This is a genomic window from Halorubrum sp. (assembly GCF_046498025.1).
In the GTDB taxonomy this organism is placed as follows: Archaea; Halobacteriota; Halobacteria; order Halobacteriales; family Haloferacaceae; genus Halorubrum.
In genome coordinates, this window is record NZ_JAWOBM010000011.1 from 1 (window position 1) to 14,539 (window position 14,539).

Genomic DNA, 14,539 nt, shown 5'->3' on the forward strand with positions numbered 1-14,539 from the left:
GACGTCGACCCCGAGTACGTCGAGTGTCCCTTCGACGGCTACGTCCACGACACGATGGCCGACTACTCGCAGTTCCACGAGGCCACCGGCTGGGAGCCCGAGATCGAGTTCGAGGAGGGCGTAAGGCTGGTGTGTGAGCCGTACCTGGACGACGCGGAGCGCTGAGCCGTCGTCGATTGGCGACGCCCAACCGAGGCGGACGGCCCCGCTCGAAGGCGAACGTTGATACGTTCCGCGCCGGATCCCCCGGCATGGACCTCCCTCGCGCACCGAAACAGCGGTGGGCGAAGGCGACGCTCGGGCTCTCCCTGCTCTTCGCGGTCGGCGCCGTCGCCTACTTCGCGATCGCCGGCGCACCGCTTCGGGGCGTCGCCCTCGGCGTCCTCGTCCTCGGGGCCGGCTACTGGGAGTACAAAAAGAAGCTCCAGGAGAAGCGGGTGGCGAGACGGTACGAGGCCGAAGCCGAGGAGCAACGCCAGAACGACCGGAGCTAATCTTCGAGAGGTGATCAACGCGGCGGTCCGAGCCCCGTCCCGGAAATTCGCCCGTCCCGAAAGTCCGTGGTTTCATGTGTCCGAGCGGAGAGCACACACGCATGAGCGACGGACGCGAGAGCGTGTTGGACGCGATGGACTGGCTGCTCGACAGCTTCGAATCGGACGCCGCGGTGTCGTACGCGGAGGTGGGCGGCGTCTATCAGGAGAAGACCGACCTCGTCGTCACCGACGACGGCCCTCGGGACGCGACGGAGTTCACCGAGACGGGCGTGTGGCTCCGGGTCTTCGCGGACGGCGCGGCCGACTACCGCTACACGAACGCGCTCGACGAGGAGAGCCTACAGGACGTGGCCGACCGCGCGATCCGGAGCGGCAGGGTGCTCGCCCAAGAGGAACCCGGTCGGTTCGACGCCTACACGACGCACCGGGGAACCCACGGCGGCTGGGCGAACGAGGGAATCCACGCCCGTGCGCTCGACGAGAAGGTCGCCGTGATAGAGGAGGGGCTCGCGGCGGCCGCCGACCTCGACCTCGACCGCCGGTGGGCCAACTACGCGGACGCGCACGTCGAGGAGGCGGTCGGCACCACGACCGGGAGCGTCGTCCGCACGACGCTCGACCGGGCGGAGGTGACCCTCAGCCTCTCGCTCGCCGACGGGCCGAAGGTGAGCCGCCACGCCGGATCGACGGAGGGGGACGCCTTCCTCGACGAGATGCGGGACGCGTTCGCGGCCGCCGCCGCCGACGCTCGCTCGCTGTCGAACGCCGACCCGGTCGACGCCCCCTCCGGGGAGACGACGGTCGCGCTGAGCCCGGCGGCGGCCGGTCAGCTGTTCCACTTCGTGTCGCACTACCTCGAGACCGACACCCGCTACATGGGAATGAGCCCCTACGCCGTCGGCGACCGGATCGGCCCCGAGGACCTCGACGTCGAGGACACCGTCCACGCCGGCTCCTGGGCCGCCCGCGCCTACGACGCCGAGGTGAAACCGACCACGCCGGCGCGCCTCGTCTCGGACGGCCGGATCGAGCGCCTCCTCCACAACACCACCACCGCCGCGGAGGAGGGGGCCTATCCGGCGGGCAACAGCGTGCCGAGTCTCGGGTTCACCGAGCCGCCGCGGATCCACGCCCGACACCTGGAGGTCGCCGCCGGTGACGCCGACGCCGCGGCGCTCCGCGAGGGCGCCGACGTGTACGTCGAGCGGTTCAAAAGCCCGTGGTTCCGCGACGAGTTCGAACGCGTGCAGCGAGAGGGGCTGTTCCCGCCGAGCGCCCTCTACGCGAAGGACATCGACCGAAAGAGCGAGGACCGACCCGACTGCGGCTCCGCGGAGTTCCCGGTCGCGGAGGCGTACCGGCTCGACGACGGAGAGCGCGCCGGCCGCGTCGACGGGCTCGCCGTGGAGTACACGCCGGACGTGCTCCGAACGATCTCACGGGTCGGCGAGGCCCGCGGCACGGTGACGGGCGTCTGCGAGAAACACAAGTCCCGGCTCCCGTTCGCGGTGACCGCGCCGGGCGTCCGCCTGGAAGCGCCGATCCGCGCGAAGGAGTAGCGCCCCGAGTCGTCGGCGAAGCGGCCCTAGTCGTCGGCGGGCGTCGACTCGGGGCCCTCGCCGGCCTCCGTCGCGGCCGGGGTCCCCTCGAGCTCCTCGTAGGGGTCGTACCCCTCCGCGCTCTCGTAGAGGTGACAGGCGACGTCCTGTTCGAACGCCGTCTTCGCCTCGAGCGGCGGCACCACCTGGTCACAGACCTCGCCGATGTAGTCGGGACACCGGTCCTTGAACCGACAGCCGGTCGGGATGTCGATGACGTCGCCGACCTCTCCTTGGAGCTCGACGCGCTCCCGGCCCACCGAGGGGTCGGGGACCGGGACCGCGTTGATGAGCGCCTGCGTGTACGGGTGCTTGGGGTTCTCGATGACCCGGTCGGTGGGGCCCTTCTCGACGATCTTCCCCATGTACATGATCGCCAACCGATCGCACATGTGCCGGAGCAGCGAGAGGTCGTGGCTGATGTAGACGACCGAGAGACCGAATTCCTCGGTCATCCGGTCGAGGAGCGAGAGGACGCCCGCGCGGAGGCTCACGTCGAGCATCGACACCGGCTCGTCGGCGACGATGAAGTCCGGGTCGAGCACGAGCGCCCGCGCGATGGCCACCCGCTGGCGCTGACCGCCCGACAGCTCGTGGGGGTACTGATTGAAGTACTGCTCGGGCGGGAGCAGCTCCGCGAACTCCAGGGCGCGCTGGACCCGCGCCGTCTCGTTCCGGATGTCGTGGATCCGCAGCGGCTCGGCGACGGTGTCGTACACCGTCATCCGCGGGTTCAGGCTCTCGAAGGGGTCCTGGAAGATCATCTGCGCGTTCTGCCGGAACCGCTTGATATCGGCGTCGCTCGCCTCGGAGAGCCGCGTGTCGTCGTAGACGATGTCGCCGTCGGTCGGCTCGTGGAGCTTCACCATCGACATCCCGGTCGTGGTCTTGCCGCAGCCGGACTCGCCCGCGAGCCCGAGCGTCTCCCCTTCGCGGAGCTCGAAGCTCACGCCGTCGACCGCGTGGACGTAGTCGGGCCCGCCGCCGCCGAACGACTCCATCAGGCTCGCGATCCACCCCTGGTTGACTTTGAAGTGTTTCTTCAGGTTCTCGACCTCGAGGAGGACGTCGTCGCCGCTCATTCCTCGACACCCCCGTCCGGGGCGGCGGCCGCCTGGTTCCACGTCCCGGGCTCGTCGGCGTACGGCCGGAGCTCGACGTCGATCTCATCGGCGTAGTGACAGTACGACCGGAGGCCGTTCTTGTAGTGGGCCTCGGGCTCCTCCTCTCGGCACCGGTCGGTCGCCATCGGACACCGCTCGGCGAACCGACACCCCTGTGGCGGGTCGATCAGCTCCGGCGGGTATCCCGAGATGGAGAGCAGGTCCTGATTGGTCTCCCGGATGTTCGGGAACGCGCGCTTCAGACCGATCGTGTAGGGGTGATACGGCTTATCGAATATCTCCTCGACCGGTCCCTCCTCGGCGACCTTCCCCGCGTACATCACGATGACGCGGTCGCAGGTCTCGGCGACGACGCTCACGTCGTGGGTGATCACCAGCATCGAGGAGTTGATCTCCTCCTGGATCGAGCTGATCCGCTTGAGGATCTGGTCTTGCATGATGACGTCGAGCGCCGTGGTGGGCTCGTCTGCCAACATCAGCGACGGCTCGAGCGCGAGCGCCATCGCGATCATGGCGCGTTGGCGCATCCCCCCGGAGAACTGGTGGGGGTAGTCGTCGGCGCGTTCCGGGTCGAGGCCGACAAGTTCGAACATCTCCGTGACGATCTCGTCGGACTCGACCCGACCGGTGCCGGGCCGGTGCGTCTCGATGGCCTCGACGATCTGCTCGCGGATGGTGTACACCGGGTCCAGCGAGTTCATCGCCGACTGGGCGATCATGGAGATCTCCTCCCACTTGAGGCGGCGTCGCTGGGGGTCGGGCATCTCCGTCAGGTCGTCGCCCTTGAAATTGATGCTCCCGTTGTTGATGTAGCCGGCGTCGGGGAGGATACCGATGATCGCCTTCGCGAGCGTGGTCTTCCCGCAGCCCGACTCGCCGACGATGCCGAGGTTCTCTCCCTGTTCGAGTTCGAAGGAGACGCCGTCGACCGCCTGTGCCGGCCCGTCTTCGGTTTCGTAGTAGACTTCGAGGTCTTCGACTTCGAGTTGACTCATTGTAGTTTGGGGTTAGTGATCTCTTCGTAGCCGCGGCCGATGAGGAAGCCGCTGATGACGAGCAGGCCGATACAGATTCCCGGCGGCACGAACCACCACCACGCCCCGAACGAGAGCGCGGAGTACGCGCGGGAGGCCTGGAGCATCGTTCCCCACGAGACCGTGTTGGGGTCGCCGAGACCGATGAAGGAGACGCCCGCTTCGGCGAGGATGGCCCACGCGATCCCGAACGACCCGTAGAGGAACGTCATCGGGAGGACGTTGGGCGCGAGGTGCCGACTGATGATGTGCCAGTCGCTGGCCCCGGCGACCTCTGCGGCCTTCACGAACGGGCGTTCGCGGAGCGACAGCGACTGCGATCGGATGACGCGAGCGGTCGAACGCCACTGGAGGACGATCAGCGCGAGGATGATGTTCCAGAGGTTCGGCCCCAACACCGCGACGAGGATGATGACCGTCGGCAAGAGCGGCATCCCGTAGAGGAAGTCGACGAGCCGCATCAGCGCGTCGTCCACCTTCCCGCCGTAGTAGCCCGCGACGAGCCCGACGAGGGTGCCGATCCCCGCGGTGAACACCGCGGCGATGAGTCCGACCATCAGCGCCGCGCGCGTGCCGTACACGAGCTGGCTGAAGATGTCGAACCCCTCGGCCGTTGTTCCGAGGAGGTACTCGGAGTCCGCGCCGAGCAGCGCGGGTTCCACCCACTTGTCTTGGATTACTTCGGCGTCTCCTTGGTACTGCCGCTCGAGCGGCTGGTGGGTCGCGATGTACGGCGCGAAGATCGCGATAATCGCGAACCCCGCCACCGTAAGCATCGACAGCTTGACCGACAGCTCGTCGGTCAGCTTACCCCAGTGGTCCCGGAGGGTCTCCCGCCAGAGGCGGAGGGTCCGCCGCCATTTATCTACCTCTTCGTCGGTGCTCCCGTCGTCGAGGTCGGTGAATATCGAGCCGCTTGATTGTTCTTTTTGGGCCATTGTGTTAGTCGTACGTCACCCGTGGGTCGAGGTAGCCGTACGCCAGGTCCGCGAGGAAGTTCAGGAAGATGATGGTCGTCGCGAGCACGATGAACGTCCCCTGCGCGACGGGGAAGTCGCGCCGGAGCACTGCTCGGACCATCTCCCGGCCGATACCGGGCCACGCGAACACCGTCTCGATGAGGACGCTCCCCCCGACGGCGTACCCGAGGGCGATCGCCGCCGCCGTGATGATCGGCAGGAGGGCGTTGCGGGCGGCGTGTTTGAACATGATCGTCCGCTCTTTGAGCCCCTTCGCGCGACAGACGTCGATGAAGTCCTCGGAGAGCACCTCGAGCATGCTCGAACGCATGATCAACAGCGGGTATCCCATGTAGTAGAAGGCGAGCACCGCCGCCGGAGCGACGAGGTGACGGACGAAGTCCACGCTGAACACCATATCGAGGAAGCCCGTGCTCCCTCCGCCCGTCCCCAGGCTGGTCATCCCGCTCATCGGGATGACGCCGAAGGTCGCGCCGAAGATCCACAGCACGATGAGCCCGACGTAGAACGTCGGCACGCTCCGGGCGGTCAGCGCGGTGATGACCGTGCTCCGTTCGAAGCGGGAGCCGCGGTACCACCCCGATAACACCCCGAGCGTGATGCCGATGGCGTACGCGATGACGAACGCCGTCAACATGAGCACGAGCGTGTTCGGCAGGTACGTCGCGATGATGTCCGTCACCGGTTGGTTCGAGTGGAACGACTGACCGAAGTTCAACACCACGAGGTTCTCGAGGAACCGGATGTACTGGATGTACAACGGGTCGTTGAGCCCGTAGCTCTCGATGAGCTGTCTGCGCGCCTCCTGTGTCATCTGAGAGGAGACCACGTACGACGTCGGATCGCCGGGCATGAGCCTGAACAGCCCGAACAACACCGTTCCGACCGCCCACAGCGTCACCACGAGTTGGAGCGTGCGCCTGACGACGAAGCTGGCTTTTCCCATGTTACTTGATCACTGGTATCATAGTGGTTCGTTTAAAGTTTGCGTCACAAGGGGTGTGAAAGGGCCGTGCGCCCTATTCAGGCGCCTGAATCGCGCCGTCCTCGTTAAACGTGTAGCCGGCCTCCTCGAGTCGGCTCCGCGCGGCCTCGACGCTCTCCTCGTATTCGGTGACGTCCTCGGTGTGGAGCGGACCGAACGCCGGCGAGACGATGTTGAAGCCGGGGTCCGGGAAGCCGAACAGGATCTGGTCGACGATGGCCGTCCGCGGAATCGCCTCGACCAGCGCCTTCCGCATCTGCGGGTCGTCGAGCCCCTCCTGCCGCTCGTTGGGGGTGAACATCCAGAACGTCGGGGCGACGTTGAACTCGGTTCCGATGTTCTCGTTGTCCTGGTTCTGGTCGAGCTGGCGGTCGATCCGGCCGAACGGCTCGTAGTTGAGGTCGCCGTTGATGAGGTTCTCCCACACCGTCGACGCCTCGGGGATGACGCGCCAGAAGCGCTGTTCGAAGCTGACGGGCGCGAAGTGGTCGTCGAACCGGGTCAGGCCGAACTCGCTGCCCTCTTCCCAGTAGTCGAACATCATCGGGCCGCTCCCGACGGGCTCCTCGATGTTCGCCTGGCTGGGATCCTCCCGGTCCGCCCACTTGTGCTCGGGGATGATCGGGAGGAGGTTCGCGACCGCGAGGTTGAACGGCCCGAGCGGCTCGGACATGTTGATCCGAACGGTCTCGTCGTCGACGACCTCGGCGCTCTCGATGTACTGCGACTGCGTGGAGTACAGCGGGATCTCGTTGTCGTTGATGTAGTTGTACGTGAACGCCACGTCCTCGGCCGTGAGGTCCTCGCCGTCGTGCCACGAGTGGTCCGTCCGGATGGTGTACTCCATCGTGGTCTCGTCGACGCGGTCCCAGTCCGTCGCGAGGCTGACTTCGGGGTCCGGCTCGGCGTTGTTGTTGAGCTGGACCAGGAAGTCGTACATCATGTTGAACTGGTAGACGTGCTTGCTCTCGTCGTTGTGTCCGAGTACGTTCATCGTCGAGAGCGTCTCCGGCCAGTACCCCTTCAGGGTGTCCTCGTCGCCCTCCATCTCCAGGTTGATCATCGTCCAGTAGGAGTTGAACCCGTTCGCGAGGTCCGCCTCCCAGTTGCTCACCTGGTTGTTGTTGAAGATGGCCGGCTGCGGCATCTGCGTGATGGGCATCGTCGGCACGTCGTCCATCAGGGTCTGCTGGATCTCGTGACACTGGTCGATCCGGGTGTCGGGGTCCGGCTCGCTCAGGTAGGCGCCCATCAGCTCGTCGAGGTCGGGGTTTTCGTACCCCGAGTAGTTGCCCTCGCCGGGGTCGGTGTTGCCCGAGTTGAACAGGTTGTTCAGCTCGGTCACCGGCTCCGAGACGAAGAACGTGTGCCACGTCGCGAAGCTGTAGTCGTACTCCTCGGAGACCCGACTGAACAGCGTCCCCCACTCGAGCACGTCGACCTCGATGTCGAGGCCGAGCTCGTCCCCGAACTGGCTCGCGATGAGGTTGATCGCGTCGTGTCGCGGCGGGTTGTAGCTCTGTGCGTTGTTGACGTAGGTGTACGTCGGGAGGTTGCTGCTTTCGTTGCCGCTGCCGTCGTCGCCGTCGCCGCCGTCCTCGGTGTCGTTACCGTCGCCACCGTCGTCGCCGTCACCGCCGTCGCCGCCGTCGTTGCCGGTACAGCCGGCGAGAGCGGTGAGGCCGACCGTGCCGCCCGCAGTCGTCGCTTTCAGGAAGTCGCGCCTTTTTACGTCTTTGTCTGACATCGCCATGGAACGGCCTATCATTCCGTAAGGTAGTATATAAATATACGGTTCATCCGATCTGTCGGTCGATTATTACCATAATGTAGCGCAGATATAGAGATTACTATACATTTGTAATTCGAAAAAATATATTACTGGAATTCGTTTTCCTCATGTTCGTTACTGATAAATAAGTGGATATTTCCGACCCCGCCGCGGGCTGCACATTCGTCACTCGCGACCGAGTTGTTCGTCCGACCTGTCGTCGGCGACGCTGCGCCGATCTCGCTCGCCAGGCGCGACGTCCTCGGGACCGAACCCGCCGTCCTCGGGACCGAACAGCCTTACTCCGACTCCATCAACAGCGGCGTGTCGTCGGGGACCGCCATGTCGAGCAGCACGTCGTTCTCGTACACCGCGGCGCCCTCGCGGCGGCTAAGGACGTATCCGTCGCGTTCGACGGCGACATCGGTTTTCACCGCACCGTGCGGGTCGACGACGTCGGCGACGACATCGCCCGCCTCGACGAACTCGCCTTCAGCCACCCGATAGCGGACGATCCCCGCGACGTCGGCGTGCGGACCGTCGAACCGACGGAGGCGGCCGTCGTCGTCGAGCGCGAACTCGGGGTGTCGGTCGGCGGGCCGGTCGACCATCTCGAGGGCGTGAAGGACGTTCCACACCCCGTCGACGGCCGCGGCGGCGACGTCGCGCTCCACGACGAGGCGACCGCCGAGCTCCGGAGTGAACGCGGGGATCCCGTCGGCGACGGCCGCTCCGGTGAGCGAGTGCTGCAGGTTACCGGCCTCGATCTCGCTCGGCGGGAACTGGTTGACGACCGGCAGCCCGAACGCCTCGGCGAGCTCGACCAGCCGGTCGCGGAGCACCGCCGCGTCCGACACGCTCCGGTTCCCGCCGTACGGAACCCGCGGTTGGATGGTGTACGGGTGAGTGGCGACCCACGAGGTGTGAAGCGGCATGAGCGCGTCCGCCGTCGCGCTGATGTCGTCGTACACGCGCTCGCAGATCACCTGCTGGACGCGGGGCCGCGCCGCCGAGTCGGCGGCGGCGCGACCGAAGTAGCGGTTGGGGTCGTCGCCGTGGTAGTAGGACGTCCGGGAGGCCGTCCGGAACCCCGCGGGGTTCATCACCGGGAGACAGACGACCGTCCCCGCCAGTTCGTCGACGTCGACCCGATCCGTGACGTCGTGTATCACTTCCGTTCCGGTCGGCTCGTCGCCGTGGATCGTCCCCGTCACCCACACCGTCGGACCGGTATCGCTGCCGTTGAGCACCGTCACCGGGAGTCGCTCGGAGCCCCCGACCGGCAGGTCCGTCACCGTCCGATAGCCGGTCGCCGTCTCGCCCGGGTCGGCCTCGGCCGTGCCGACCTTCATCGGTCCCCCCCGTCGCGTCCTCGGTGTCCGCCGTCTCGAGCGGTCATCACGTCGGATCGAGCGGTCCCGGTGACATCAGTCTACGTGCTCCGGCGAGCGGAGACGAACGCGGCGCAGGGCGACGGTCGACTCCTCATCGGGTCCACTCGCCCTCGTACAGCGTGGTCCCCTCGTGAGAGACCGTCGTCCGGGCGCGACACCCCGACGGAGAGATCCGGCTCGTCGCCTCCACGAGGAACGTTCCGAGGTCGTTCTCGACGGTCAGCCGGTGTTCGTTCCGCGTCGCGACCGACGCCGGGTCGTCTCCGTCGACCGTCGCCTCGTGCGTCGACGCGGAACCGAACGCTCCGTGCGGGAGGTCGACGCGCTTCTCGGCCGACTTGACGGCGCGAACCCGGTCCGAGACGTGCGCCCTCGAGGTCTCCCACTCGGTCGACCCGGTCGCGCGCTCGGCGCGCGCGGGGAACCGGTCCTCGTCCGGCTCCGCCATCTGGATCGCGTCGGCGAAGGCGGGGTCGACCTCCGCGTGACGGCGGCCGGGGAACCGCAGACGCGACGGGGCCGCCGGGCTCGATCGCACCGTGAGCGGATCGTCGGCCGACGCCCCGTTCGGGTCGGGAATGGCGGCCACCTCGGGAAAGAGCGCCGTTCCGATCGCGACCCGGATCCGGTGGCCCGCCTCGAAGAGGTGCGAGGTCGGCTCCAGCGCGACGGCGAGCGGCGCCTCCTCGTTCGTGGGCAGCGGCTCCCGGGAGTCCAGCCCGTCGCGGAAGGCACCGCGGACCGCCCCGCTCGTGACCGTTCGTCCCCGACCGCGGGAGTCGACGTCGACCAGTCGCACGACGACCATCGGGTCCGGGACGGGCGACTCGACCCGGAGTTCGACCTCGCCCGTCCCCGTGAGCTCCACGGGCCGCTCGAGGGGGTCGGTGTCGAACGTGCGCGTCCGCGCGTCGTCGTCGTTCGCGAGCGGCGGAGCGATCGCCGCGCCGTACGGGTCGACCGAGGCGAGTCCGACGGTCGGGTCCGGGTCGCACGCGAACTCGGCCGCCCCCGTGAGCTCCGAGTCCGCGAACCCGGGCGCCGTCGCGTCCGAATCGCCGGCGTCACCGGCTGCGAGCCCACCCGGCGCGAGCGCGAACTCGATCCGGTCCGCGTCCGGGTTCTCGAGGGTCGGCCACGCGTCGAGCCCGCGCCAACACCCCGCACTTGTTCCCCCGCCGTTTCGCTCGGTCCAGATTCGATAGGTCGGGTGCTCGGGCGCGGCGGCGTCCTCCTCGCGCAGGAACCGGTCGAACCAGTCGGCGACCTGCCGGCGGAAGTCGATCGCCGACTCGCGGCCGCAGTGGGGCATCCGGTGACGCCACGGGCCGAGCAGGACGCGGGTCGGCGCGTCGATCCGGTCGACGTACCGGAGCGTGTCCTCGGTGTAGGGGTCGCGCCAGCCGTCGACGGCGAGGACGGGGACGTCGATCCGCTCGACGGGGATCGTCTTGTCCGCCCAGTACTCCCCGTCGGGACCGGCCTCGAGGAACTGGAACAGCCAGGGGTCGCGGTCGTCCAGCCGGTCGAGCCGTTCCAGCCACGCGTCGAGCGACGCGGGGTCGCCGGCCGGGTCCGAGGGCGGCTTCGCGTCGAGCGCCTGCATCAGCGTGAGCCAGTCCATCCCGATGGTGAGCAGCTCGAAGAGTCCGCCGTAGGTGTACGCGTTTCTGACCCCCTCGAACGGGGTGTGGATCGGGACGATCGCCTCGAGCGCGTCGGGCCGCTGTGCGGCGGCGTCGAGCGCGGTGATCCCGCCGTAGGACTTCCCGAACATCCCGATCCGCCCGGTCGTCCACGCGCGGTCGGCCAGCCACTCGACGATCGCGGCGGGCTCTCTGCCCTCCCGGCGCGTGAACGGTTCGTCGATGAACCCCGTCGAGCCGCCCGTGCCGACCATGTCGGCCACGATCACCTCGTAGCCGCGGGCGGCGAGGTACCGGTTGAGGGGGTCGTACGCGCCGTAGGTGATGCTGTCCTGTTGCGGGTACGGGACGTAGCTGAGGAGCGCCGGCGAGGGGCCGGGCTCGTCGACGGGCTCATAACGGGTCGCTGAGACCGTCTCGTCGCCGACGGGGATCCGGAGCCCCTCGTGGCGGGCGATTCGCCCGGTCACTGGAGCTCGTCGGCCCAGGGCCACGGCCGGTCCTCACCCCACGGCCAGGTGTCCGTCGCCTTCATCCCGACGTCGTGACCCTCAGCTACCGTCTCCGCTTTCACCGACGCCGGATCGCGACCGTCGACCTCGCGGTCCGCCTCGGCCAGCTTCGCGACCCCGGCCGCACAGAGCACCGTCAGCTCCCGTAAGTCTCGGATGTCCAGTTTGTCGAGGGTGTCGCCGTGGGTGTGTCCCCAGCCGCGGCCGCTGTCCTCGGCGGTCGACCGTCCCTGTGCGGCGGCGACGCCGCGCTGGGCGAACGGCCAGTGGTCGCTGTGCGGGCGGAGCCCGTCCTCGACGGCGATCGGCACGTCGAACTCGTCGCTCACCTCCTCGAACGCCGCGCCGAGTCCCGACGCGCCGTGCGGGTAGATCTCGAGGTCGCGCGAGTAGCCCGCGCCGTCGACGTTGAGCACGCATTTCACCCGGTCGAGGTCGTGGGTGTGCGACCAGTAGTACGAGCCGTAGAGGCCGGTCTCTTCGGCCCCGAACACGACGAGTCGCACCCGCGTCTCGAGGTCGTCCTCGATGGACGCGAGCGCTCGCCCCACGCCGACGACGAGCGCCGAGCCGAAACCGTTGTCGTTCGCGCCGACCCCGACGTCGTGCGCGTCGACGTGTGCGGTGTACAACACCTCCTCGTCGGTGTCGGGGCCGACGACGGCCTCGACGTTCGCGGAGGTGGCCGGCTCGTTTCGGGCCTCGACCGAGAGGGTCGCCTCGACGCCGCGGTCCCCCTCGACCGCCTCGCAGTGGCGCGCGAGTCGGCTGCCGAGCTCCTTGCTCAGCCCGACCGCCGGGATCGGTCCCGGGCCGTTCGTGTGGCCGACGTCGCCGGTCGGCGGGAGCGACCCCTCGATGTGGTTGTAAAACAGGAACCCCTCCGCGCCCGACTCCGCCGCGTAGTCGTACTTCTCGCTCCGGTGGACCCATCGCCCGTAGTCGTCGGGGGTGAGGCTCGACGCCATCGCGATACGCCCCGAGAGGTCGACGTCCTCGAAGTCCTCCGGGAGGCCGTACCCCATGTCGACGATCCGGCCGGTCACCTCGCCCGAGGGCGTCCCCGGCAGTTCGACGAGTTCGTGACTGCCGCCGAACGACGCCGTTCGATCGCCGCGATCGACGGTGAGCGAGGCGTCCCCGCGCCACCAGCCGGGGATCGGGAACTCCGTGGTCGAGACCTCATCGAGCCCCGCGTCCTCGAACGCGTCGGCCACGAGCGACGCCCCCGCGGCCTCGCCCTCGTGGCCGGGCATCCGGTCGCCGAGGTCCGAGAGGTCGGCGAGCAGCTCCCACGCGGTCGAATCCGTGTACGCGTCACCGACAGTCTCGGACGGCAGGATTGTCATACGCACTCATACATGCGCGTCCGGTATATGACTCCGCGGGGCCGGCGGGAGGATTGCCGGGATATCCCGAGCGGTGGCGACGCGACGGCCGGCCCGGACCGCCAGAGAGACCGGGGTCACCTCGAGTCTCCCGACGCCTCGTCAACGACGCGAGCTGGACGCGGTCAGTGTCCCTCGACCGCGCTGCCGGCCGCGATGAGGAACCCGGTGATCGCGGTGATCAGCGCGACCGTCCCGATCGCGATGGCGCCGATGCGAAACGTGTCCCCGGTCAGCCGGTTCGCGATGAGGAACAGGAAGACGGTCGTCACGAAGCCGATGAGCACGAGCGTCCGTCCGAGCCGGCCGACGTCGATGCCTGGCTCACTAGACACGGTTGAGTAGCTCCTTGAGGACGCCCTGGTACTCGTCGTCCGTCGCGGCGTTGCCCAGCGAGTGGATCGACTGGCAGATCCACAGGCCGGCCGTGAAGTTGATGAACGCCGCCATGGAGATGATACCCAGCTCGCCCTCGACGAACAGCCCGGAGACGACCGCGCCGAGGAATCCCAACGCCATGAGGCTGTGCGTGACCAGCGACCGGGTGCCGAAGTCAGCGAGCTGTAACGAGAGACGGGTGCCAACGGCCATACTCACCATTGAGGCCGATGATGTAAAGAGTTAGCGCGGAGTGAGCCGAGGAGCCGGTCGAGACGGAACGAAACGGCGTGTCACTCGACGTCCGGCGCCTTCTCGTCGGTCCGGCCCGGGAGCGCCAGTTCGATCTCGAGTTCGGGCTCGCCGACGCCCTCGAAGTCGATCTCGAGCTCGACGGGTTCCCCGAATGCAAACGGGAGCTCCCACTCGTCGGTGCTAATCGTCAGTTCGTCCTCGTCGCGGAGCTGCTCGCCCAGTTTGATCAGGAACTCCCCCGCCTCGCTCGCGTCGAGCCGGTACTCCTGTTCGAAGTCGCGGCCGGTTCGAATGAGCGTGCGTTCGGTCTCCTCGGTGTCGGATTCGGCGTGTGTCATCGTGCACAATAGGGTTCGCCAACGCGTAAAGAGTGCGGTCGGGGAGCGAAGAGTCACCGCGTTCGGCGGCCCTCCGGCGTCGTCGCCCCGGGCTTCCGGAGGAGCGGCCCCGAAACGTCGCCGCGTCGATCGGAAAACAGGAGTCGTCCGTCGGATCGACGTCGATTTTTACATGGGCGATACGGCCGGTCTAGCGGACCTCCGTCGCGGCGACCCTTACATGTAGCCGAGGTCGCGCAGCCGCTCCATCAGGTCTTCCTTGTCCTGGGCGCGACCGGCGCGCTCGGTCGTTCCTTCGAGGTCCTGGAGCCAGGCGGGCTCCTCGGTCGTCTTCTCGGTCGACACTTGGCTGCCGAGCGAGCGGAACCCGGCGAAGTACTTCGGCGAGATCGGCACGTCCTCTTGGCTCACGCCCTCCGGCAGGTCGTCCGCGGACTCGGGCACGTACCCCTCGTCGGGGAACGCCTCGACCGTGTCGGGGACGACGTAGTTCCAGAAGGCGTCCCACACGTCGGCTTCAGCGAACTGGAGGATGGGCTGGATCCGGTCGTGCGGCGGGAACAGGTCCGGGTCGTGCCGCGGCGAGAAGAACGTCTCGTCCGCGCGCGCCTCCTGTTCGTCCCACCGAACCCCCGAGAT

General features: G+C 67.8%; 13 protein-coding genes and 2 pseudogenes. 3 read left to right on the forward strand and 12 right to left on the reverse strand.

What is annotated here, in order from left to right; all coding sequences use genetic code 11:
• The 3 genes and pseudogenes from R6U01_RS01580 to R6U01_RS01590 all read left to right on the forward strand — a co-directional run.
• Positions 1-165, forward strand: a pseudogene (locus tag R6U01_RS01580) (nucleoside-diphosphate sugar epimerase); the annotation flags it as partial.
• Positions 166-251: 86 nt separating this feature from the next.
• Positions 252-494, forward strand: a complete 243-nt coding sequence (locus R6U01_RS01585) for a hypothetical protein (RefSeq protein ID WP_410284707.1) — start codon at positions 252-254, stop codon at positions 492-494.
• A 101-nt stretch (positions 495-595) separates the two neighbouring features.
• Positions 596-2,056, forward strand: a complete 1,461-nt coding sequence (locus tag R6U01_RS01590; RefSeq protein WP_410284708.1) for a metallopeptidase TldD-related protein — start codon at positions 596-598, stop codon at positions 2,054-2,056.
• A 26-nt stretch (positions 2,057-2,082) separates the two neighbouring features.
• Here the strand turns inward: R6U01_RS01590 and R6U01_RS01595 are convergent, their stop codons facing one another.
• The 12 genes and pseudogenes from R6U01_RS01595 to R6U01_RS01650 form a co-directional block, all read right to left on the reverse strand.
• Complete coding sequence (locus R6U01_RS01595) at positions 2,083-3,177, reverse strand: ABC transporter ATP-binding protein (RefSeq protein WP_410284709.1); 1,095 nt, start codon at positions 3,175-3,177, stop codon at positions 2,083-2,085.
• On the reverse strand, positions 3,174-4,214 hold the full coding sequence (locus tag R6U01_RS01600) for an ABC transporter ATP-binding protein (RefSeq protein ID WP_410284710.1): 1,041 nt from the start codon (positions 4,212-4,214) through the stop codon (positions 3,174-3,176). Before R6U01_RS01600 ends, R6U01_RS01595 begins: the two co-directional genes overlap by 4 nt.
• Complete coding sequence (locus tag R6U01_RS01605) at positions 4,211-5,191, reverse strand: ABC transporter permease (RefSeq protein WP_410284711.1); 981 nt, start codon at positions 5,189-5,191, stop codon at positions 4,211-4,213. The genes R6U01_RS01600 and R6U01_RS01605 overlap by 4 nt, the downstream gene beginning before the upstream one ends.
• A 4-nt stretch (positions 5,192-5,195) precedes the next feature.
• Positions 5,196-6,179, reverse strand: coding sequence for an ABC transporter permease (locus tag R6U01_RS01610; RefSeq protein ID WP_410284712.1), 984 nt, complete (start codon positions 6,177-6,179; stop codon positions 5,196-5,198).
• Positions 6,180-6,252: 73 nt separating this feature from the next.
• Positions 6,253-7,971: an ABC transporter substrate-binding protein gene (locus R6U01_RS01615; RefSeq protein WP_410284713.1), complete on the reverse strand. Its 1,719-nt coding sequence runs from the start codon at positions 7,969-7,971 to the stop codon at positions 6,253-6,255.
• 317 nt (positions 7,972-8,288) lie between these two features.
• The gene (locus tag R6U01_RS01620) at positions 8,289-9,341 is read right to left on the reverse strand and encodes a succinylglutamate desuccinylase/aspartoacylase family protein (protein WP_410284714.1); all 1,053 of its coding nucleotides are present in this window, start codon (positions 9,339-9,341) and stop codon (positions 8,289-8,291) included.
• 133 nt (positions 9,342-9,474) lie between these two features.
• A complete protein-coding gene (locus R6U01_RS01625) occupies positions 9,475-11,499 on the reverse strand; it encodes a CocE/NonD family hydrolase (protein ID WP_410284715.1) in 2,025 nt (674 codons plus the stop codon).
• Complete coding sequence (locus tag R6U01_RS01630) at positions 11,496-12,890, reverse strand: M28 family peptidase (protein WP_410284716.1); 1,395 nt, start codon at positions 12,888-12,890, stop codon at positions 11,496-11,498. The genes R6U01_RS01625 and R6U01_RS01630 overlap by 4 nt, the downstream gene beginning before the upstream one ends.
• A gap of 164 nt (positions 12,891-13,054) precedes the next feature.
• A complete protein-coding gene (locus R6U01_RS01635; protein WP_410284717.1) occupies positions 13,055-13,264 on the reverse strand; it encodes a hypothetical protein in 210 nt (69 codons plus the stop codon).
• Positions 13,257-13,520 carry a hypothetical protein gene (locus tag R6U01_RS01640; RefSeq protein ID WP_410284718.1) on the reverse strand — a complete coding sequence of 88 codons (264 nt, stop codon included), beginning with the start codon at positions 13,518-13,520 and terminating at the stop codon, positions 13,257-13,259. The genes R6U01_RS01635 and R6U01_RS01640 overlap by 8 nt, the downstream gene beginning before the upstream one ends.
• An 80-nt stretch (positions 13,521-13,600) precedes the next feature.
• The gene (locus R6U01_RS01645; RefSeq protein WP_410284719.1) at positions 13,601-13,900 is read right to left on the reverse strand and encodes an amphi-Trp domain-containing protein; all 300 of its coding nucleotides are present in this window, start codon (positions 13,898-13,900) and stop codon (positions 13,601-13,603) included.
• A 216-nt stretch (positions 13,901-14,116) separates the two neighbouring features.
• Positions 14,117-14,539, reverse strand: a pseudogene (locus tag R6U01_RS01650) (nodulation protein); the annotation flags it as partial.

Coding starts and splice junctions, on each gene's coding strand:
- R6U01_RS01585 (WP_410284707.1), top strand. CDS start 252: ATGGACCTCCCTCGCGCACCGAAACAGCGGTGGGCGAAGGCGACGCTC.
- R6U01_RS01590 (WP_410284708.1), top strand. CDS start 596: ATGAGCGACGGACGCGAGAGCGTGTTGGACGCGATGGACTGGCTGCTC.
- R6U01_RS01595 (WP_410284709.1), bottom strand. CDS start 3,177: ATGAGCGGCGACGACGTCCTCCTCGAGGTCGAGAACCTGAAGAAACAC.
- R6U01_RS01600 (WP_410284710.1), bottom strand. CDS start 4,214: ATGAGTCAACTCGAAGTCGAAGACCTCGAAGTCTACTACGAAACCGAA.
- R6U01_RS01605 (WP_410284711.1), bottom strand. CDS start 5,191: ATGGCCCAAAAAGAACAATCAAGCGGCTCGATATTCACCGACCTCGAC.
- R6U01_RS01610 (WP_410284712.1), bottom strand. CDS start 6,179: ATGGGAAAAGCCAGCTTCGTCGTCAGGCGCACGCTCCAACTCGTGGTG.
- R6U01_RS01615 (WP_410284713.1), bottom strand. CDS start 7,971: ATGGCGATGTCAGACAAAGACGTAAAAAGGCGCGACTTCCTGAAAGCG.
- R6U01_RS01620 (WP_410284714.1), bottom strand. CDS start 9,341: ATGAAGGTCGGCACGGCCGAGGCCGACCCGGGCGAGACGGCGACCGGC.
- R6U01_RS01630 (WP_410284716.1), bottom strand. CDS start 12,890: ATGACAATCCTGCCGTCCGAGACTGTCGGTGACGCGTACACGGATTCG.
- R6U01_RS01640 (WP_410284718.1), bottom strand. CDS start 13,520: ATGGCCGTTGGCACCCGTCTCTCGTTACAGCTCGCTGACTTCGGCACC.
- R6U01_RS01645 (WP_410284719.1), bottom strand. CDS start 13,900: ATGACACACGCCGAATCCGACACCGAGGAGACCGAACGCACGCTCATT.